Annotated in this window: 22 protein-coding genes; 10 read left to right on the top strand and 12 right to left on the bottom strand. The window is 62.9% G+C overall.

The window, feature by feature from the left end; translation table 11 throughout:
* Nucleotides 1-29: 29 nt before the first annotated feature.
* On the top strand, nucleotides 30-842 hold the full coding sequence (locus tag MRBLMU1_RS19315; RefSeq protein WP_363504304.1) for a hypothetical protein: 813 nt from the start codon (nucleotides 30-32) through the stop codon (nucleotides 840-842).
* A gap of 37 nt (nucleotides 843-879) precedes the next feature.
* Here the strand turns inward: MRBLMU1_RS19315 and MRBLMU1_RS19320 are convergent, their stop codons facing one another.
* The 5 genes from MRBLMU1_RS19320 to MRBLMU1_RS19340 form a co-directional block, all read right to left on the bottom strand.
* Nucleotides 880-1,815 carry a sugar kinase gene (locus tag MRBLMU1_RS19320; protein ID WP_363504307.1) on the bottom strand — a complete coding sequence of 312 codons (936 nt, stop codon included), beginning with the start codon at nucleotides 1,813-1,815 and terminating at the stop codon, nucleotides 880-882.
* Between the two features lie 8 nt (nucleotides 1,816-1,823).
* The gene (locus MRBLMU1_RS19325) at nucleotides 1,824-3,371 is read right to left on the bottom strand and encodes a 2-isopropylmalate synthase (protein WP_363504310.1); all 1,548 of its coding nucleotides are present in this window, start codon (nucleotides 3,369-3,371) and stop codon (nucleotides 1,824-1,826) included.
* Between the two features lie 72 nt (nucleotides 3,372-3,443).
* Nucleotides 3,444-4,316 carry a CDP-diacylglycerol--serine O-phosphatidyltransferase gene (gene pssA, locus MRBLMU1_RS19330; protein WP_363504313.1) on the bottom strand — a complete coding sequence of 291 codons (873 nt, stop codon included), beginning with the start codon at nucleotides 4,314-4,316 and terminating at the stop codon, nucleotides 3,444-3,446.
* A gap of 104 nt (nucleotides 4,317-4,420) precedes the next feature.
* Complete coding sequence (locus MRBLMU1_RS19335) at nucleotides 4,421-5,191, bottom strand: SIMPL domain-containing protein (RefSeq protein WP_363504316.1); 771 nt, start codon at nucleotides 5,189-5,191, stop codon at nucleotides 4,421-4,423.
* 67 nt (nucleotides 5,192-5,258) lie between these two features.
* On the bottom strand, nucleotides 5,259-6,020 hold the full coding sequence (locus tag MRBLMU1_RS19340) for an SIMPL domain-containing protein (protein ID WP_363504319.1): 762 nt from the start codon (nucleotides 6,018-6,020) through the stop codon (nucleotides 5,259-5,261).
* Between the two features lie 151 nt (nucleotides 6,021-6,171).
* Here MRBLMU1_RS19340 and MRBLMU1_RS19345 point away from each other — a divergent pair, with 151 nt between their 5' ends.
* From MRBLMU1_RS19345 to MRBLMU1_RS19355, 3 genes are read left to right on the top strand one after another with little or no spacing between them, the layout of a single operon-like run.
* Nucleotides 6,172-6,684 carry a type II CAAX prenyl endopeptidase Rce1 family protein gene (locus tag MRBLMU1_RS19345; RefSeq protein ID WP_363504322.1) on the top strand — a complete coding sequence of 171 codons (513 nt, stop codon included), beginning with the start codon at nucleotides 6,172-6,174 and terminating at the stop codon, nucleotides 6,682-6,684.
* 10 nt (nucleotides 6,685-6,694) lie between these two features.
* Nucleotides 6,695-7,588 carry a prolipoprotein diacylglyceryl transferase gene (locus MRBLMU1_RS19350; RefSeq protein ID WP_363504325.1) on the top strand — a complete coding sequence of 298 codons (894 nt, stop codon included), beginning with the start codon at nucleotides 6,695-6,697 and terminating at the stop codon, nucleotides 7,586-7,588.
* Nucleotides 7,589-7,603: 15 nt separating this feature from the next.
* Nucleotides 7,604-8,119: a YcxB family protein gene (locus MRBLMU1_RS19355; RefSeq protein WP_363504328.1), complete on the top strand. Its 516-nt coding sequence runs from the start codon at nucleotides 7,604-7,606 to the stop codon at nucleotides 8,117-8,119.
* On the opposite strand, the gene MRBLMU1_RS19360 is transcribed toward MRBLMU1_RS19355, so the two are convergent.
* The 7 genes from MRBLMU1_RS19360 to MRBLMU1_RS19390 form a co-directional block, all read right to left on the bottom strand.
* Nucleotides 8,110-8,385, bottom strand: coding sequence for a hypothetical protein (locus tag MRBLMU1_RS19360; RefSeq protein ID WP_363504331.1), 276 nt, complete (start codon nucleotides 8,383-8,385; stop codon nucleotides 8,110-8,112). The two genes, MRBLMU1_RS19355 and MRBLMU1_RS19360, sit on opposite strands and share 10 nt — an antisense overlap.
* A 76-nt stretch (nucleotides 8,386-8,461) precedes the next feature.
* The gene (locus tag MRBLMU1_RS19365) at nucleotides 8,462-9,157 is read right to left on the bottom strand and encodes a PEP-CTERM sorting domain-containing protein (protein WP_363504334.1); all 696 of its coding nucleotides are present in this window, start codon (nucleotides 9,155-9,157) and stop codon (nucleotides 8,462-8,464) included.
* 185 nt (nucleotides 9,158-9,342) lie between these two features.
* Nucleotides 9,343-9,765 (bottom strand): hypothetical protein, encoded by a 423-nt coding sequence (locus MRBLMU1_RS19370; protein ID WP_363504337.1) that lies wholly within the window; start codon nucleotides 9,763-9,765, stop codon nucleotides 9,343-9,345.
* Nucleotides 9,758-10,153, bottom strand: coding sequence for a hypothetical protein (locus MRBLMU1_RS19375; RefSeq protein WP_363504340.1), 396 nt, complete (start codon nucleotides 10,151-10,153; stop codon nucleotides 9,758-9,760). Before MRBLMU1_RS19375 ends, MRBLMU1_RS19370 begins: the two co-directional genes overlap by 8 nt.
* A 130-nt stretch (nucleotides 10,154-10,283) precedes the next feature.
* Nucleotides 10,284-11,300, bottom strand: a complete 1,017-nt coding sequence (gene ilvC, locus MRBLMU1_RS19380; protein WP_090314506.1) for a ketol-acid reductoisomerase — start codon at nucleotides 11,298-11,300, stop codon at nucleotides 10,284-10,286.
* A 61-nt stretch (nucleotides 11,301-11,361) separates the two neighbouring features.
* The gene (gene ilvN / locus MRBLMU1_RS19385) at nucleotides 11,362-11,853 is read right to left on the bottom strand and encodes an acetolactate synthase small subunit (protein ID WP_090314507.1); all 492 of its coding nucleotides are present in this window, start codon (nucleotides 11,851-11,853) and stop codon (nucleotides 11,362-11,364) included.
* Nucleotide 11,854: 1 nt separating this feature from the next.
* On the bottom strand, nucleotides 11,855-13,606 hold the full coding sequence (locus tag MRBLMU1_RS19390) for an acetolactate synthase 3 catalytic subunit (protein WP_363504345.1): 1,752 nt from the start codon (nucleotides 13,604-13,606) through the stop codon (nucleotides 11,855-11,857).
* A 549-nt stretch (nucleotides 13,607-14,155) separates the two neighbouring features.
* Here MRBLMU1_RS19390 and MRBLMU1_RS19395 point away from each other — a divergent pair.
* The 6 genes from MRBLMU1_RS19395 (at nucleotide 14,156) to MRBLMU1_RS19420 (ending at nucleotide 19,797) form a co-directional block, all read left to right on the top strand.
* Nucleotides 14,156-14,725, top strand: a complete 570-nt coding sequence (locus MRBLMU1_RS19395) for an RNA polymerase sigma factor (protein ID WP_090314509.1) — start codon at nucleotides 14,156-14,158, stop codon at nucleotides 14,723-14,725.
* Entirely contained in the window at nucleotides 14,722-15,129 is a 408-nt protein-coding gene (locus tag MRBLMU1_RS19400) for a DUF3619 family protein (protein ID WP_363504349.1), read from the top strand. The genes MRBLMU1_RS19395 and MRBLMU1_RS19400 overlap by 4 nt, the downstream gene beginning before the upstream one ends.
* 80 nt (nucleotides 15,130-15,209) lie before the next feature.
* Nucleotides 15,210-15,899 carry a DUF3106 domain-containing protein gene (locus tag MRBLMU1_RS19405; protein WP_363504353.1) on the top strand — a complete coding sequence of 230 codons (690 nt, stop codon included), beginning with the start codon at nucleotides 15,210-15,212 and terminating at the stop codon, nucleotides 15,897-15,899.
* Complete coding sequence (locus MRBLMU1_RS19410) at nucleotides 15,889-16,416, top strand: RDD family protein (RefSeq protein WP_363504356.1); 528 nt, start codon at nucleotides 15,889-15,891, stop codon at nucleotides 16,414-16,416. Before MRBLMU1_RS19405 ends, MRBLMU1_RS19410 begins: the two co-directional genes overlap by 11 nt.
* Nucleotides 16,417-16,466: 50 nt before the next feature.
* Complete coding sequence (locus MRBLMU1_RS19415; protein ID WP_363504359.1) at nucleotides 16,467-18,614, top strand: prolyl oligopeptidase family serine peptidase; 2,148 nt, start codon at nucleotides 16,467-16,469, stop codon at nucleotides 18,612-18,614.
* A gap of 151 nt (nucleotides 18,615-18,765) precedes the next feature.
* Nucleotides 18,766-19,797, top strand: a complete 1,032-nt coding sequence (locus tag MRBLMU1_RS19420; protein WP_363504362.1) for a PEP-CTERM sorting domain-containing protein — start codon at nucleotides 18,766-18,768, stop codon at nucleotides 19,795-19,797.
* The last annotated feature ends 5 nt before the right edge of the window (nucleotides 19,798-19,802 follow it).

Here is a 19,802-nt window from a genome sequence, read left to right on the forward strand (position 1 = left end):
TATCAAACGCAACCCACTTCGGAGAATTCATGTCTTTACGTACGCCTTCCGCACGCCACGCTATTTACACCGCCACCGTTATCGCACTGACCACCGCCACCGCAATGGCCTGGGCGGAACCGTCGCCGGCGCTGGACCGAGTCAGCCTGTCGGCCGGCGCGTTCTACACCGAACCGCGCATCAAGGTCGAGGGCGACACCAACTATGGCCGCATCGACACCGGCACCTATAAATCGGACAACGTCACGCTGCCGCGCGCCAAGGCCAGCGTACTGATCGGCGACTCGCACGGGTTCGACTTCGATTACTACCGCTACGATAAAGAATACAACCCGGGCCTGACGGGCAGCACCAACGTCAATGGTTTGCCGCTGACGGGCAACGGCAAGCTGAACGCGAAGCTGAAACTGGATCTGGCCAATGTCGCTTATAAATGGTGGCTCGGTAGCGGCGCGGATGTGTTTGGCGTGGGCGTGGGCGCTGCCTATTACCGCGCGCGCATCGACGGCACCGCGAACGGGGTACTGAATGGCATCAGCGGCAATGCGCGTTATTCGGAGAACGAGAGCGCTTACGCGCCGCTGGTGGAACTGGGCTGGCGCCATCAGTTCTCGCCGCAGGTGCGCATGTATGCGGATGCCAACGGCATCAAGAAGAATGGCGGCAGCATCAACGGCCACATTTACGGCGGCGCCGTCGGGGTGGAGTGGTATGTGACGCCGATGGTGGGCGTGGTGGCCGAGTACAGCGCATCGAAGATCAGCTTGAGGCGCGAGCGCGACGATCTGGCGGTGAATATCCGTTTGAACGGACCGGCGGCTTATCTCAAGGTGCGGTTCTAAGTTAGCCCGGCCAGGCGGCTTTGCCGCTGGCCGGCATTTATGCCAACGCCGCGCGCACTTGCGCGGCGCTCGGTATCGGCGCGACGGCGCCGTGCCCTTGCGTCGACAACGCGGCGCTGACGTTGGCATACCTTACGGCGTCGCCCAGCGCATCGCCCGCCGCCAGACGCGCCAACAAACTGCCGTCGAAACAGTCACCCGCGCCGGTGGCGTCCACCGCTTGCACCGGATAGCCCTCGGCCAATCGCGGTGCTTCGCCCTCGCCCGCATACCACGCGCCCTTGGGGCCGCACTTGAGCACCACCGAACGCGCACCCTGCGCGCGGCACCACGCGAACATCGTCTCCACGTCGTCCGTGCCGGCCAGCGCCACCGCCTCGTCCTGGCTGGGCATGAACAGATCGGTCATGCCGATGGTGGCGCCCATGATCGCGCGCGCACGCGCCAATGGCCACAGCGACAAGCGCAGGTTCGGATCGAAGCTGACCTTCGCACCCGCACGGCGGGCGATGTCGATCGCGGCGAATACCGTGTCGCATGCGCTGGCCGATATCGCCTGCGAAATTCCCGACACATGCAGCCAGCGCGCCGATTCGATCAGGCCCAGATCCATCGTCCGTGGCTGCATGCGGCTGGCCGCCGAGCCGGCGCGCAAGTAGCTGAACGCGTGGCCATCGGGGCCGTGGGTGACGAAATACAGGCCGGTCGGCGCATCGGCGTCGCGCGCGACGGCGCTGACATCGACGCCCTCGCCCCGCCATAAATCGAGCAGCATGCCGCCGAAAGTGTCGTCGCCGACGCGGCTCAGATACGCGGTGCGCGCGCCCTGCCGGCTGGCGGCGATCACCGCGTTGGAGGTGTCGCCGCCAAAGCCCTGGCGGTAGTTTGCTTCGCCGGGCGTGGCCTGGTTGAACTCCACCATGGCTTCGCCCAGCGCCACAATGTCGAAACTCTTCTCAGAATCTTTTGCCACTCAAAACCTCATGGTTGCGGGTTGACGCGCTCGATCTTCGAGTGCAGTTTGTTCAGCGCCGACAGGTAAGCCTTGGCCGAGGCGACGATGATGTCGGGATCGGCGCCGACGCCGTTGACGATGCGCCCCTCCTTCGACAAGCGCATCGTCACCTCGCCCTGCGACTGGGTGCCGGTGCTGATGGCGTTCACCGAAAACAGCACCAGCTCGGCGCCGCTGCCGACTTCCGATTCGATGGCGTTGACGGTGGCGTCCACCGGGCCGTCGCCCTTGCCTTCGGAGGTGTGCTCTTCGCCGTCGATGAAGAACACCACCTTGGCGCTCGGCGTCTCGCCGGTGTTCGATTGCTGCGACAGCGAGGCGAATCGATAGAACTCGCTTTCCTGCGATTGCTGCTCGTCCGAGACCAGCGCCAGGATATCCTCGTCGAAGATCTCGGACTTGCGGTCGGCCAGTTCCTTGAAGCGGATGAAGGCGGCGTTGACCTCCGCCTCCGATTCCAGGTCGATGCCCAGCTCCTGCAAGCGCTGCTTAAAAGCGTTGCGGCCGGACAGTTTGCCCAGCACGATCTTGGTGGCGGCCCAGCCGACATCCTCGGCGCGCATGATCTCGTAGGTCTCGCGCGATTTGAGCATGCCGTCCTGGTGGATGCCCGAGGCGTGCGCGAAGGCGTTGGCGCCCACCACCGCCTTGTTGGGCTGCACGGCGAAGCCGGTGATCTGCGACACCAGCTTCGACGCCGCCACGATCTGCGTGGTGTCGATGCCGACTTCCAGGTTGTAGTAGCCGCCGCGCGTGCGCAGCGCCATCACCACCTCCTCCAGCGCGGTGTTGCCGGCGCGCTCACCGAGGCCGTTGATGGTGCATTCGATCTGGCGCGCGCCGCCTATCATCACGCCGGCCAGCGAGTTGGCCACCGCCAGCCCCAGGTCGTTGTGGCAGTGCACCGACCACACGGCCTTGTCGGAGTTGGGAATGCGCTCGCGCAGGCGGCGGATGGTCTCGCCGAAAATCTCCGGCACGGCGTAGCCGACGGTGTCCGGGAAGTTGATCGTGGTCGCGCCATCGGCGATCACGCCTTCCAGCACGCGGCACAGGAAATCCTCGTCCGAGCGGCTGCCGTCCTCGGGGCTGAATTCGATATCGTCGGTATGCTGGCGGGCGAAGCGCACCGCGTTCCTGGCCTGTTCCAGCACCTGGTCGGGCAGCATGCGCAGCTTCATCTCCATGTGCAGATTGGAGGTGGCGATAAAGGTGTGGATGCGTTTGCGCTCGGCCGGCGCCAGCGCCTCGGCGGCGCGGGCGATATCGCGGTCGTTGGCGCGCGAGAGCGAGCAGATGGTCGATTCGCGCACCACCGAGGCGATCGCCTTGATGGACTCGAAGTCGCCCTGCGAGGCGGCTGCGAAGCCGGCCTCGATGACGTCCACCCGCAGCCGCTCGAGCTGCTTGGCGATGCGGACCTTTTCGTCCTTGGTCATCGACGCGCCGGGCGATTGCTCGCCGTCGCGCAAGGTGGTGTCGAAGATGATCAGGCGGTTGGATGAGTTGTTCATATTAGCTCCGTTGCTGTGGCTGCGTTGCTTGAAAATGCTCAGGGCCTACCGCCCATATGTTGAAGACCCGGGTTAGTGGCGCTCGCTCGGATCGTCGCTGTCGGTTTCGGTCTGGATCAGGCTCACCGGCTTGCCCTTGGCAAGCCGCCACACCAGCACCGCGTAGCCGGACAGGCCGTAGGCGATAAAGATCGGGAACAGCACCTTCGGCGGGTCGATCGACACCAGCGCGAACACCAGCGCGATCAGGAACACGGCGATGAACGGCACCGATTTGCGGAAGTTGACGTCCTTGAAGCTATAGAACGGCACATTGGTCACCATCGACAGGCCGGCGAAGACGGCGATGCCCCACGAGATCCAGCGCAGTTCCAGGCCCGAGACCTCCTGGTCGACCATCAGCAGGATGAAGCCGGCCACCAGCGCGGCGGCCGACGGCGACGGCAGCCCCTGGAAGAAGCGCTTGTCGACCACCTCGATATTGGTGTTGAAGCGGGCCAGGCGCAGCGCGGCGCCGGCGCAGTAGACGAAGGCGGCGATCCAGCCCAGCTTGCCGAGGCCGCGCAGCGACCATTCGTAGATCACCAGCGCCGGCGCGGCGCCGAAGGAGACCATGTCCGACAGGCTGTCGTACTGGGCGCCGAATTCGCTCTGGGTGTTGGTCAGGCGCGCCACGCGGCCATCTAGGCCATCGAGCACCATGGCGATGAAGATCGCCCAGGCCGAGTGTTCGAATTTCTGGTTCATCGCCATGACGATGGCGTAGAAGCCGCAGAACAGCGCGGCGGTGGTGAAGGCGTTCGGCAGCAGGTAAATCCCACGGTGACGCGGCTTGTCGAGACCCTCGCCCCTGGCGCGGCGCGCAAAACGGCTGAAGCGCGACGTCTTGGGCAGTTTGGCTTGGGCGGCGACGTTTTTAGCGCGGCGGCGGGGAAAGTTCGGCATAGGGTTCCATTCTCATTATGTGGTCTTGCTGCGCCATCATTATAGAGGAGCCGACAATAAAAAAGGGGGATGGCGCCCCATCCCCCTATTCTGCACAACTTTACTTATTTGAAGCGCACTTTGCCGACCAGATGCATCTGCAAGGTGGTTTCGCCCGGCTCGAAACTGGGTTCGGCCACGGCTGTTTCGCTCCTGCGTAAGCTCATCGGCGCCGGAGCGCTCGCGTAAGCGGTCACATTGCGGGCACCGTAGTTGCCGGAACCTTCGAAATCGACGGTGTCGAGCACGGCGTCGCCGACCTTGCGCCCCATGGCGGCGGCGATCGAATTGATCCGCTCGGTCAGGTTGGCGTAGGTGGCGGCGATGCGCTGTTCGTCGAGCCTGCGGGTGGTTTCGGGCGCGAGGCCGAAGCGCACGCCATTGAGCGCGAGCACGCTTTGCGCGGCGGCCACCGTTTTCGGCAGGGTCGCCAGCGTAGTCGTGGTCGCCTGCAGCGACTGGCCCACGCGCCAGCCGGTCGGCACGCGCGGCTTGGATGGCCGGACCGGCTGACCGGCCGGCACCGGCGGTTCCTCCGGATAGACCGGGTAGGTGTAGTAACCATGGGTCTTGAGCTTGGCTTGCGGGTCTTCCCGCTTGACGATCTCGGTGCCCTGCTTCATCTTCTGGTTGACCTTGGAGGCGGCCACCGCCTTGTCCTTGTCGACCTCCTCGATGCTGAAGGTGACGACCGCCTGGTCGTTGGCGTGCGTGACCTCGCCGGAGGCCGGCACCACCACCAAGGTGCCGGTGGTCGCGAGGGATTCCGGCGCGGCGTGCGCGGCCAGCGTGAAGGCGGCCGCCACGGCGGCGGCCAGGTGTTTCAGGTGGGTCATTGGTCGATCTCCGAAGTTAATGGAAAAGCAATTTCAACTTTACCTGAAACACTTGCGCGGCGCGGATTTACTTGAAGCGCACCTTGCCGACCAGTTGCATCTGCAGGGTGGTTTCGCCCGGCTCGAAACTCGGCTCGGCGACCTCGGCGCTGTCAGCCATCTTGGCGCGCATCATCATTGGTGCCGGGGCTTGGGCACGCTCCTGCGCGTAGTTGCCCGAGCCTTCGAAGTCGACCGTGTCGAGCACGGCGTCGCCGACCTTGCGGCCCATGGCGTTAGCGATCGAGTTGATGCGCTCGTTCAGGTTTTTGTAGGTGGCGGCGATGCGCTCGTCGTCGAGCTTTTTGGTGGTTTCCGGCGTCAAACCGAACTGCAGGCCGTTCAGGGTCAGCACCTTCTGCGCGGCGGCCACGGTCTTCGGCAGCTTGTCGAGGTTGGTGGTGGTCACTTCCAGGTACTGGCCCACGCGCCAGGCGGTCGGCACGCGCTGCTTCGGCATCTGGCCGTTCGGCAGCGGACGGTCTTCCGGATACACGGGATAGGTGTAGTAGCCCTGCGTTTTGAGCTTGGCTTGCGGATCGGCCGCCTTGACGATGTCGAGGCCCTGCTTCATCTTCTGGTTGACGCGCGAGGCGGCGGCGGCCTTGTCCTTGTCCTGCTCTTCGATCGCCAGGGTGGCGATGACCTGATCGTTGGCGTGTTTGACCTCGCCGAAGGCGGGCACCACCACCAAGGTGCCGGTGGTCGGCAGCGAGTCGGCCGGCGCGGCATGAGCGGCGAGTGCGAAGGCGACGGCAGCGGCTGCGGCGAGATTTTTCATTACGGTCATTGCGGACTCCAAAGTTGAGATTACGACAAGGCGAACTTTACCCGAAATTACACGTTGTACTTGTAAGACATGGTGACTCTTTGTAACATTGCCACGCAACTAAGTGGGTGTGCTAGAGTTTGTTCAGGAAATGACAACATGGAGAACCCCGATGCTGGCAGCAAGGAATTGGATCGCGGTCAGTGGCGCACGCCTGCCCCGCCATCCGGTGGCTAGGGGAATGAGCCTGTCGCTCGTCAGCGTGTCCCTTGCGTCCATCGCGACGGGAATTCTGTACTTGGCATTTCCTTTGGACGTATTGGGCAGTTCAGCAGCGGAGGGGCTGATCGGAAAACCTGGCTGGTACATTTTCCTCGCCGCCGTCGTGTTGGCGCCTTTATTCGAGACCGTCGTCGGTCAGATCTTGCCGATCGAATTGGCGCGTCGCGGCGGTGCGAGCGGCCAAGTGTGCATCTTCATCAGCGCGGCGCTATTTAGCCTCGGGCACTTGTACAACGGCGGCATTGCCAATGCCGTTGCGACCTTCATCGGCGGGGGCGTTTTCGCCTACGCCTATGTGTCGGTGCGCGAGCGGGGCGTCGGCGCGAGCTACATGGCTGCGTTCAGCGCGCATGCAAGCCACAACGCACTGCTTTTTTATGCAGTGGTCCCTTTGTTTTCATAACAGGACAAACATGTCGTACCCCTATTTAAGTGACGTAGTGAAGGACTACACCGGCTACGACCTGCCGCTGCCGCTGGCCACGTTCGGTCTGTTCGTGGCGCTCGGCGCGCTGGCCGCCGCCGCGTGCTTCAGGGCCGAATTGCAGCGTCTGCACCAGACGGGGCGCATCGGACCGGCGCAACGGCGCGGCGTGGCCGTGCCGCCGCAGGACGTGGTCAGCGACTTCATGGTGGTGGTGCTGATCGCCGGCGTGATCGGAGCGCGGCTGTTCCACATCCTTGAGCACACCGGCCAGTTCATGGCCGATCCGATGAGCATGATCTTCACGCGCTCGGGACTGAGTATTTTCGGCGGACTGATCGCCGGCACGCTGGCCGGCATGGTCTGCGTGCGGCGCTGGCGCCTGCCGGTGCGCCCGCTGCTCGATGCGGCCGCGCCGGCCATGATGATCGGCTACGCGATCGGGCGCATCGGCTGCCAGGTGTCGGGCGACGGCGACTGGGGCACCGTCGCCAACATGGCGCTCAAGCCGGACTGGTTGCCGACGTGGTTCTGGGCGCAAACCTACGACAACAACATCTTCGGCGAAGTGCTCGCCGCGCCGGGCGTGTATCCGGCGCCGATCTACGAGACGGCGATGGCGGCGGTGTGCTTCCTGATGCTGTGGGCGCTGCGCCGGCATCCGTTCCGCACGGGCTGGCTATTTTCGGTGTATCTGATCCTGGCCGGCGTGGAGCGCTTGCTGATCGAGCAGATACGCGTCAATCCGGTGCTGGACTTTCTGGGCGTGCGCGCCACGCAGGCGGAGCTGATCGCCGTCGTGCTGATCGCGCTGGGACTGGCGGGCGCGGTGCTGCTCGGCCAACGGCAAGCCGACGACGGAAAACTGCTCAATCCAAGCTGAGAGAGGACAAGCGATATGTGGTTCAGCCATCCCAAGCCCTTCATCACCAAAGCGGTCGCCATGCAGATGGCCGAGCAAAAAACGCTGCCGCCGCCGGATACGACCACCATTATGGTCGAGCACGAGGATGTGTCCATCCCCGAGTGGAGGCAGCGAGCCGGCGCGATGGCAGGGATCGCCGCGCCGATCCGCATCAGCGTGGCGTTGCAGCTGCGAGAATATCTTGATTTCCGGTGGGCGAATACCCGATCGAAGAAAAACAAAATGCGCCTGCCGGACACGGTGGCAGGCGCGCTGTGGTACTACCTGCGCGTGCGCCATGAGACAGCGAGCGCCATCGACATCGACGAGCAGCAGATCAGGCGAACCGGCGCCGGCGGCACGTCGGTCTGGAGCTGGCGCGACGTGCGCGAGGTCCGGCCCTATCCGACCGGTTATTTGCTGCGCCTGGCGGATACCTCAATGCCCATCCCCTACCGCCTGTTGAACGCCGATCAACGCGCCCGCTTCAGGGCGATGATTCAGAGGTAGCCATGGCGCTCGATTTCGTGGGCGAAGTGCTGGTAAGAATAGTCGCGGAAGTGTTTTGCTACGGCACCGGACGAGTCGTCATTCCAGTGCTGTCCTTGGGTACGGCGCGCGTCGACAAATGGAGTGCGCGCCGATACCTCACAACGTTTAAGTTGTGGTGGCGCGAAGACGGGCAAGTGGTGATTGGCGGCGAGACCGCCACATTCATCGGTATCGCGTTTTGGATCGCTGTCATCGTAGCGGTTTGTGTAATTTTGTAGATCCATCGTGTCCATCGACCAACGAACCCATATAAGAAAAAGCCGGCTCCCGCCGGCTTTTGCACAATGAAGGGCCGTTTAATTACCGCTTGCCGCCAATGGCGCGCTTGCGCCCCACCATCCCCAGCAAACCCAATCCGAGGCCGAACATGGCGTACGTGGACGGTTCCGGCACCGCCGACACCGCCGTGTTGAAGGTGATGTTGTCGACCCCGACCCAATCATCAAAGGCGCCGTGGTTGATGACAACGCTGGTGATCGGCGTGGCGCTGGCGAAGCTGAGCGTGAACTGGCCGGTTTGGACGGTGCTGCCCACCGTGCCCAGCAAGGTCGAGCCGTTGTAGGCGTACAAGGCGACCGAGTCCGGGAAGAACACTCCGGCAAAGTCGACGCTGAATGACGTCACACCCTGGCTGAAGTAGGCGCCAAAGTTGGGATCGCCGTCTTCAGCCAGCCAACCGAAAAAGCTGTGCAAGACGTTGCCGCTGACCAGTGGGGGGGTCCCCACGCCGCCAACGTCGAAGCCTTCGGATGAGACGATCGTCATATCCGTGTTGGTGGCCCAGTCGGTGACGGGTCCGCCAGGACCCGTGAACGGACTGGGAGCGAAGGTCACACCGTAGGCGGCATATTGATTGCTCAGCGTTTCGCCTTCGGCCAGCCCGCCGATCGGATCATCGGCGTCGAAGGTGATACGGACCGGGTCGGCGGAGGCGGTGGCGGACAGCAGGCAGAGCGTGACGGCGGCGGCCAGCGTCGAATATTTAAGCGTTGTCATCGTTACTCCATCATCAGGTGGATAAAGCGGGCGGCTTCCGACGCGGGAAGCGGCTCGCGCACGACGAGAGCAAAATTTCAAATCTCGCAACTAATTATAAAAATATTATTGACCGGAAGTCTATCGAAATCGCTGCAGTGCAGCAAACCAGCATCACTTTTGTCGCGCGGCGCGACGCGACGGCGTCACTTCATCCCGGCCGCGGCGCCCCGCCCCGCTGGCTCCCCGCCCTTGAACAGAAGCCATCCCCCAATCGCCAGCACGATGATGAACAGGCCGCCCGTGAGGTAATCGTCCATCGGCGCGGAGGCGCTCTGCGGGACCAGCCTGGTGAATTCTTCGCTCATCAGCAAGCACGCCATCGTCAAGACCATGAAGGCGCTCCAGGCCGACGTCGAGAGCAGCACAATGCCGGCATCCCTCTTCCAATCGCGGAAGCCCGTGAACGCCAGCCCCACGACAAGAGCGATCAGCGCCGGCAGCGAAAATCCGGCGAGCATGAGGAATTTGGCGGTCGCCGGTAGCGCGCTGATGAATGCCAGCACGCTGACAATGTTGAAAAGGAAGCCCGCGACGATGTGGCACAGGACGCTCAGCACCTTACGCATCGTTGGCGGCCTGCCGTGACGAGAAGAACGCGTTCACTTTCGGGCGGTACAGGAAGAACACAATAATCGCCAGGACGATGGCGCTCGGGATCAAAACCAGTTTCATCGGCGACGTCACCAAGCCGATCACCAGTCCAAACACGCTCCAGGCGACATACAGCGTGCGTCCCCAGTTCCAGCCCTTCAACATCGCGACACCCGACGCCACGGAAATTGCCAGGCCGAAGTACAACATCACGTACTGCACGGAGAGCGGCAACAGGTTTTTGGCCATCAGTTCCTGCGCAATGGGATTGTCCAGGCTGGTGTAACTGGTGATGACGGAAATGAGCGAGGTCGCGATCAGGAACCAGGCGATAATGGAGACGGAGGTGGGACGTTTCATCATGGGCCAACGAAGTTTATGGATTGGCAATCATACTCGGATGAAACACCTCAAAGTACGTACATTCTCACCAACGCTGTCCCAGACGCAAAAAAGCCGGCTCGCGCCGGCTTTTTCATGACGAAGATAAAACTTAGTTCTTCGACTGGTCGACCATCTTGTTCTTGGCGATCCAAGGCATCATCGCGCGCAGTTTCGCGCCGACTTCTTCGATCGGGTGCTCGGCGGTCAGACGGCGGCGCGAGATCAGGGTCGGTGCGCCGGCCTTGTTTTCCAGGATGAAGGACTTGGCGTATTCGCCGGTCTGGATGTCCTTCAGGCACTGGCGCATCGCGTCCTTGGTGGCCGACGTCACGACCTTCGGACCGGTCACGTATTCGCCGTATTCGGCGTTGTTCGAGATCGAGTAGTTCATGTTGGCGATGCCGCCTTCATAGATCAGGTCGACAATCAGCTTCAGCTCGTGCAGGCACTCGAAGTACGCCATTTCCGGAGCGTAGCCAGCTTCGGTCAGGGTTTCGAAACCAGCTTTGATCAGCTCGACGGCGCCACCGCACAGAACCGCTTGCTCGCCGAACAGGTCGGTTTCGGTTTCTTCGCGGAAGTTGGTTTCGATGATGCCGGCGCGGCCGCCGCCGTTGGCCGAGGCGTACGACAGGGCGATGTCACGGGCGATGCCGGACTTGTCCTGGTACACGGCGACCAGGTGCGGCACGCCGCCACCCTGGGTGTAGGTGGCGCGCACGGTGTGGCCCGGGGCCTTCGGTGCGACCATGATCACGTCCAGGTCGGCGCGTGGCACGACTTGGCCGTAGTGCACGTTGAAGCCGTGGGCGAAGGCCAGCACCGCGCCCTGCTTGGCGTTCGGCGCGACGTTTTCGTTGTAGACCTGGGCGATGTTCTCGTCCGGCAGCAGGATCATGATGACGTCGGCGGCCTTGATGGCGTCGTTCACTTCGGCGACTTTCAGGCCGGCCTTTTCAACTTTGTTCCACGAGGCGCCGCCCTTGCGCAGGCCGACGGTGACGTTGACGCCCGAATCGCTCAGGTTCTGTGCGTGCGCGTGACCCTGCGAGCCGTAGCCGATGATGGCAACGTTTTTGCCCTTGATCAGGGAGATGTCGGCGTCTTTGTCGTAGAAAACTTTCATGATAATTCCTTAGTAATAATTTTTAATGTTGGGGTGTCGGCGGGCCTCGCGGCCATGCCAATTAAACTTTGAGGATGCGTTCGCCGCGTCCGATGCCGGAACCGCCGGTACGTACCGTCTCCAGGATGGAGGCGCGGTCGATCGAATCGATGAACGCGTCGAGCTTGCTCTTGGCGCCGGTCAGTTCGATCGTGTAGGTCTTCTCGGTGACGTCGATGATGCGGCCGCGGAAAATGTCCGCCGTCCGTTTCATCTCTTCCCGTTCCTTGCCGACCGCGCGCACCTTGATGAGCATGAGCTCGCGTTCGATGTGCTGACCCTCGGTCAGGTCCACCACTTTCACCACCTCGATCAGGCGGTTCAGGTGCTTGGTGATCTGCTCGATGATGTCATCCGAGCCGCTGGTGACGATGGTCATGCGCGACAGGGTCGGATCTTCGGTCGGGGCCACGGTCAACGTTTCGATGTTGTAGCCGCGCGCCGAGAACAGCCCGACGACGCGGGACAGCGCGCCGGCTTCGTTTTCCAGCAATACAGAGATAATGTGTCGCATCTTATAAGTCCTCCGAACCCAACAGCATTTCAGAGAGCCCCTTGCCCGCTTTCACCATCGGCCAGACGTTTTCCGATTGATCGGTAATGAAGTTCATGAACACCAGCTTGTCCTTCATGCCGAACGCGTCGCGCAGCGCGCCGTCGACGTCGCCCGGCTTCTCGATGCGCATGCCGACGTGGCCGTAGGCCTCGGCCAGCTTCTCGAAGTTCGGCAGCGAATCCATGTAGGACTCGGAGTAGCGCGAACCGTAGTCGATCTGCTGCCACTGGCGCACCATGCCCAGGAAGCGGTTGTTCAACATGATGATCTTCGGCGTCAGATGGTATTGCTTGCAGGTGGCGAGCTCCTGGATGCACATCTGGATCGAGCCTTCGCCGGTGATGCAGGCGACGGTGGCGTCCGGGTTGGCCATCTGCACGCCCATGGCGTACGGCAGGCCCACGCCCATCGTGCCCAGGCCGCCCGAGTTGACCCAGCGCTTAGGCTTGTCGAACGGATAGTACTGCGCGGCCCACATCTGGTGCTGGCCGACGTCGGAGGTGATGAAGGCGTCGCCCTTGGTCACTTCCCACAGCTTTTGCACCACCGATTGCGGTTTGATGACCAGGTCCGACGTCGAGAATTTCAGACACTCTTTGCCGCGCCATTCGTTGATCTGCTTCCACCAGTCCTTGACGGCGGGCGCGTTCGGCTTGGCGTCGGTCGCGTCGAGCTGCGCCAGGAATTCGATCAGCACGTCCTTGACGTTGCCGACGATCGGGATGTCGACCTTGACACGCTTGGAGATCGACGACGGATCGATGTCGACGTGGATGATCTTGCGCGGGTGCGAGGCGAAGTGCTTCGGGTTGCCGATGACGCGGTCGTCGAAGCGGGCGCCGATGGCGATCAGGACGTCGCAGTGCTGCATCGCCATGTTCGCTTCGTAGGTGCCGTGCATGCCGGGCATGCCGACGAAGTGCTCGCTCGAGGCCTTGTAGGCGCCCAGGCCCATCAGGGTGTTGGTGACCGGGAAGCCGAGCTTGTCGACGAGCTTGTTCAGCTCGGGCGAGGCGTTGGCCAGGATCACGCCGCCGCCGGTGTAGATCATCGGGCGTTCGGCTTGCAACAGCAGTTGGACGGCCTTGCGGATCTGGCCAGCGTGGCCCTTGTCGACCGGTTTGTACGAACGCATCTCGACCTCTTTCGGGTACGAGAACGTCGTCTTGTGCATCGAGATATCCTTCGGAATGTCGACCAGCACGGGGCCGGGACGGCCGGTGCGGGCGATGAAGAAGGCTTTCTTGACGGTTTCCGCCAAATCCTTGACGTCTTTGACGAGGAAATTGTGCTTGACCACGGGGCGGGTGATGCCGACCGTGTCGCATTCCTGGAAGGCATCCTGGCCGATGGCGTGGCTGGGCACCTGGCCCGAGATCACGACCATGGGGATGGAATCCATGTAAGCGGTGGAAAGGCCGGTGACGGCATTGGTGACACCCGGACCGGACGTGACCAGCGCGACGCCAACCTTGTTCGAACTGCGCGAGTACGCATCGGCGGCGTGGACCGCGGCCTGCTCGTGACGCACCAGCACGTGTTGGAATTTGTCTTGCTTGAAGATGGCGTCGTAGATATACAGGACGGCTCCGCCGGGATAGCCGAAGACGTGTTCCACGCCCTCTTCCGCCAGGCAGCGCACGAGTATTTCCGCGCCGGTGAGTTGGCCGTTTTGGCCACCAGATTGTTGTGACGATGCTTCGGTGTTCATGAAACATTCCTTTCAAGGTCCATTGGAGATTGATCGGATGCTCTTCCCTCGCGAAGTATGCCTGCCCCTACAGCGTTGCCCAGCTTCCCTTTGTCATGCGGTCACGCCCGCCTCTTCCGCCAACCGTAGTGACGTGCAAAGCGGCGCTCAACGCAAATATCGTTCTGCCGGATCCTTCTGTAGCGGTTGTGCGTACCTCTCGCGCTTGTGGCACGGGTTAGAGCAAACTGCCTACATATGAAAGCGCGTCGTGTCGATGGCGGCGTTGTGTGCCTGCTGCGACAAGACCATAAAGCTTCGGGGTGTTCAAAGCGTCCCATACGGTACACCTTGCGCACCGGTTTGAGCAAGGAATAAATGAGAAAAAGCGGGCAAAAAGCCCTTTATGGATGCAAAAATCCGGGGTTTTGATGTAAAACGGTGCAAGGATTGCCGATTTTTGCTAGCATGCGCTCAGTTCGCAAATCGCCGCCAGCTAGCAATATCAACAACAATCAGCAGCAATTATGCGCCTATCGCCGGTGATCCCGGCAGTACCTCACCCAACGCATGGCCACAGACAAAGAATTATCCGACTTTCTCGAAAACGTCGAGCGGCGCGCCTTCAAACAAGCCGTCTACGCGGTACGCAAGGACGAATCGGCCCTGGACATCGTGCAGGACGCGATGATCAAGCTCGCCGAGAAATACGGCGACAAGCCGGCCGCCGAGCTGCCGATGCTGTTCCAGCGCATCCTGCAGACCACCATCCTCGATTACTTCCGCCGCGAAAAGGTCCGCAACACGTGGGTCAGCTTGTTCTCGGGCATGGCGCCGTCGGGGGAAGGCGGCGACGACTTTGATATACTGGAATCGTACGCGGCCGAGGAAGGCACCGAGGCCTCCGAATCGAGCGCCGACAAGGTCGAACGCCAGCAAATGCTCGCGCTCATCGATGCGGAGGTACAAAAGCTTCCGGCACGTCAACGAGAAGCCTTCCTTATGCGTTATTGGCAGGACATGGACGTGGCTGAAACAGCCGAAGCAATGGGATGTTCCGAAGGGAGCGTGAAGACGCATTGCTCACGCGCAACACACACTCTCGCCGAGTCGCTCAAAGCCAAGGGAATTAAACTATGAATACCGATGAACTGAACTTCGCCTACAAGGTGCGTCACGCGCTCAACGAGCGGCTGGACGATTTGCCCGCGTCGACCACGGACCGGCTGGCGCAGGCGCGCAAGATGGCGCTGGCCCGCAAAAAGGCCCACGTCGAGGTGCCGCTGAGCGTGCGCGTCGCCAAGACCGAGATGGCCACCTCCGGCGGCTTCCTGTCGCAGGGCTTCGGCTGGCTGGGCCGCATGGGCGTGGCCGTGCCGATGCTGGTGCTGGTCGCCGGCCTGGCCGGCATCTACCAATACGAGCAACAGCAGCGCATCGCCGACCTGGCCGAGCTCGATGCCGCCGTCCTGTCCGATGAATTGCCGCTGTCCGCCTACCTGGACCACGGTTTTAACGCGTATCTGACCCAGAGCGAGCAATAAGCATGGCATTAAGCGGTCGGGCAAAATGGGGCGCTGCTGCGGCGGCGGTGGTAGCGGTAGCAGCGGCCGGAGCGGTATGGATGGGCAACCAGTCCGGTACGCCCGTGCTCGCCTCTGGCCCCACGACTGTGAACAAGGGCGACATTCCGCCTGAAAAAATCCTCTGGAAAGACCTGACGCCGGCGCAACAGCAGGCGCTCGAGCCGCTGGCCGGCGAGTGGGACGCGATGGAACCCATCCGCAAACAAAAGTGGCTGGGCATCGGCAAGCGCTACGCGTCGATGAAGCCCGACGAACAGGTCCGTGTGCAGGAGCGCATGCGCGAGTGGGTCAGGATGACGCCGGAGGAGCGCCGCCAGGTGCGGCAGAACTTCGCGCGCGCGCAAAAACTCGACCCGTCGCAAAAATCGACCCAGTGGGAATCCTACCAGCAGCTGTCCGACGAGCAGAAGAAGGAACTGGCGGCCAAGTCGCCAAGCAAGAAGCAATTGGCCAACCTGCCGACGCCTTCGCAGAGCAAGATGAAGCTGCCGGCGCCGATCAAGCCGAGCGCGCCGACCACCGGCACCGCCACCGTCACCCCCGCCCCGGCCGCGACGGCCCATCCGCCGTGGATCGATCCGGCCACCGGCGGGCCGTTGCCGAACGCGTCGAACATCGCGCCGGTGATCCCGTCGCCCGCCCCCGCGCCGGCGCCCGCCGCCGCGCCCACCGCACCCGCCGCACCAGTGACCGCGCCGCCGGCGCCGGCCGCCGACAATGCAAAATAGCCTTTCGCCGACCCTGCCGACCATCAAGCGTCGCTTGATTTCGATGGTCTACGAATGCCTGCTGGGGTTCGCGGTGCTGTTCCTCCCCTTCCTGATTTTTGAAATGATCACCGGCGCCAGCCACGCGCCGCTGGTCGAGCACATGCGCCAGGCGCTGGCCTTCATTGTGCTGGGCGTCTATTTCGTCCACCAGTGGAGCCGCGACGGCCAGACCCTGGCGATGAAAACCTGGCGCCTCAAGCTGGTCCGTCCCGGCCACGCGCACGTGTCGGCCCGGGCCGCCGCCGTGCGTTATCTGCTGAGCTGGATGTGGGTGCTGCCGGCGCTGGTCGTCAGCCTGGCGCTGGACCTGCACCGCTGGCACGCGCTGGGCGCGGTCGGCGCCGGCATTCTGCTGTGGTCGCTGACGGCCTTCCTCGACAAGGACCGCCAGTTCTTGCACGACAAACTGAGCGGCACGCGGCTGGTGCAGCTGCCGCCACCCGAAAAGAAAAAGAAGACCGCGCCGGCGGTGTAATTTTCACAATCTTCTGTGGCAGAATAGGCGTTCCGCCACTAGGAGATAAGATGACCAAGCTAGTCCGCCTGATGTACGGGGCCGCCCTTGCCCTGACCGCTACCGCCGCCCTGGCGCAAAAGCCCGTTCCACCCGCCCCCGTCGCCAAGGTCGTGCCCGTCACCGACACCTACTTCGGCGAGGCCATCGTCGACCGCTACCGCTGGATGGAGAACGACAAGGACCCCGACTGGCTGCCCTTCCTGAAACAACAGAACGCGCACGCGCGCGGGGTGCTCGACGCGCTGCCCAAGCGCGATGCGCTGCTCAAACGCATCGAGCAACTATCGGGCGATAGCGCTGCTCCGGCGCACGTACAAAAGGCTGGTGGCAGCATCTTCTACCAGCAGCGCCCGGCCGGCGCCAACAACTTCAAGCTGTTCGTGCGCGACGCCCAGGGCAGGGACCGCGTGCTGGTCGATCCGACCAAGCTCGACACCAAGACCAGCCACTATTCGCTCGACTGGTGGCAGCCCTCTCCCGACGGCAGCAAGCTGGTCTACGGTGTCTCCAAGGATGGCAGCGAGGATTCGGTGCTACAGATCATGGACGTGCGCACCGGCGCCCTGTTGAAGGAGCGCATCGCCGACACGCAAGGCGCCAATCCCAATTGGCTGGAAGACGGTTCCGGCTTCTTCTACAACCAGATGACCGGCAAGGTCAACACGCCGGAGCGCTACCTTGATTCGCGCGTGCGCTTCCATAAACTGGGCGCCAATCCGGCCAAGGACCCGATTCTGATGCAGCGCGATCGCGACCCGGCGATCAAGTACGAAAAGATCCAGGCGCCATACATCGCCACGGCCGCGCGCTCCAATTACGCGGTACTGATGCTGATCGACGTGCGGCCCGAGCAGCGCATCTACGTCGCGCCGGTCGCCGATGTTTTCAAGGGCAAGGCGAAGTGGACCAAAGTCGCCGATTTCGACGACGAAGTCACTGGCGTCGAACTGCACGGCGACGACCTGTACCTGATGTCGACCAAGGACCATCCACGCGGGCGCCTGCTGAAAACATCGGCCAAGGCGCCGTCGCTGGCGACGGCGACCGAGGCGGTGGCCGAGTCGAAGCTGGTGCTCGAAGGCACGGCACGCGCACAAGACGGCTTGTACATCCGCTCGATGGACGGCGGCAGCAGCCGCCTGCAACGCCTTGGCAACGACGGCAAGCTGAGCGACATCGCCCTGCCCTTCGATGGCACGCTGCGTTCGATCGAGGCGAGTACCGACGCGGCGGGCGCCTTGACGATCCTGTCCGGCTGGCTCGAACCGGCCGGCATCTGGGCCGTGGGCGCCGACGGCAAGGTGGCCGACACCGGCATCACGCCGAAGCCGGCCATCGACACCAGCGGCTACACGACCGAGCGCCGCTACGCCACGGCCAAGGACGGCACGCAAATTCCGTACAGCCTGATCTACAAAAAGGGCCTGAAGATGGACGGTCAGAATCCGGCCTTTATCTCCGCCTACGGCAGCTACGGCGCGGCCGCCTATACGCCATCGTTCGCCGGCCGCGCGCTGGCGCTGGCCGACCAGGGCGCCATCATCGGCTACGCCAACGTGCGCGGCGGCGGCGAATTCGGCCGCGAATGGCATCGCGCCGGCAAGCTGGAAAACAAGCCCAACACCTGGCGCGACCTGATCGCCGTCAGCGAGGACCTGGTGGCCAAGAAGTACACGGCGCCGGCGCACCTGGCGATCGGCGGCCGCTCGGCCGGCGGCATCCCGATGGGCCGCGCGATGGAGGAACGTCCGGACCTGTTCGCGGCGGTGGTGTCGGGCGTGGGCTGGCACAATCCGCTGCGCTACGTCGCCGAGCAGAACGGCTACGCCGAGGAGCCTGAATGGGGCGCGATCTCCGACCCGGCCGGCTTCAAGGCGCTCAAGAGCATCGACAGCTACCAGCAGGTGGTCGACGGCACCAAGTATCCGGCGGTGCTGCTGACGACCGGCGTGACCGATCCGCGCGTGGCGCCGTTCCATCCGGCCAAGATGGCGGCGCGGCTGCAGGCCGCGACGGCCAGCGGCAAGCCGGTGCTGCTGCGCGTGGACTTCGACGCCGGCCACGGCATGGGCTCGACCCGCGCCCAGCAGGATGCCGAGGCGGCCGATACCTATGCCTTCATCTTGTCGCAAACGGGCGGCGGCGACGGCAAATAAAGTAAGGGAACTTTCAATCGAACAGGGTTGTGGTAGTTGCAATATTTGAATTAAAATATTGACAAGGTGGCTACGCGCTATCTGCTTTAACTACCTCTGCGCACCGTCCCGCGGCACGCGGCTCCACAACCCTCCCTTGGAAGGAACTGCCTTGATCTCTACCAAAATTAAATTCATCGCCTCGCTGATCCTGAGCGCCGCGACACTGCCGGCCCTGGCCGGCACGGCGCCGCAGTTCAGCATGACTTATCTCGGCGGCTTCTCCGCTACCGCCATCAACAATCTCGGCCAGGTGGTTGGCTATGACGCCACGCAAGCGGTTCTGTACAACGGGAGCGGCTTGAGCTATCTGGGTTCGCCATCGGGCAGAAGTTTCGCCTATGGCATCAACGACGTCGGCCAGATCGTCGGACAGTATGGCGGCAACCAGGCGTTCAGCTATTCCAACGGCGTCTACACCAACATCGGCCCGACGAACAGCAAGGCGACCGGGATCAACAACGCCGGCCAGATCACCGGCAATGTGACGACGGACGCCGGCGTCCAAGGCTTTGTGTATTCGAATGGAACCGCCACCAGTTTGACGCCAACCAACGCCAACCAAAGCGCCGCTTACGCGATCAACAATAATGGCCAGATCGCCGGCAGCGCGGGCCAGACGCTCAACGAAGCCCTGGTCTTCTCGAACAACGGCACGACCAACCTGTCGGGCACCTTCCCGAACGACGGTAGCACCACCGCCCAGGCGGTCGCCATCAGCGACAACGGCCACACCGTGATCACCTCGCGCGACTATTCGACGCAGGCCAGCCATTCTTACCTCTACGCCAATGGCGTGACGACCGCTTTGGACGGCTTCGCAATCACCGCCAGGGACGTCAACAACGCCGGCATCGTGGTCGGCGGCGACGGCTTCGGCGTGGGCTTCCTGTGGCAAAGTGGCGTGATGTACAACATCAACTCCCTGGTGACAGGGTTGGACGGCTGGAATATCTCGGAAGCGATCGGCATCAACGAAAACAACCAGATCGCCGTCCTCGCCTGCCGTGGGTCGGACTGCGGCACGCTGCTGCTGTCCAACGTCTCGGCGGTGCCTGAACCATCGACCTATGCGATGATGGCCGGCGGCCTTGGCCTGTTGGGCGTCATGGCGCGTCGCCGCCGCGCCGCGACGAAGGCGTAAGCTAC

This window comes from Burkholderia sp. LMU1-1-1.1, from assembly GCF_040675865.1.
Classification (GTDB): domain Bacteria; phylum Pseudomonadota; class Gammaproteobacteria; order Burkholderiales; family Burkholderiaceae_D; genus Rugamonas.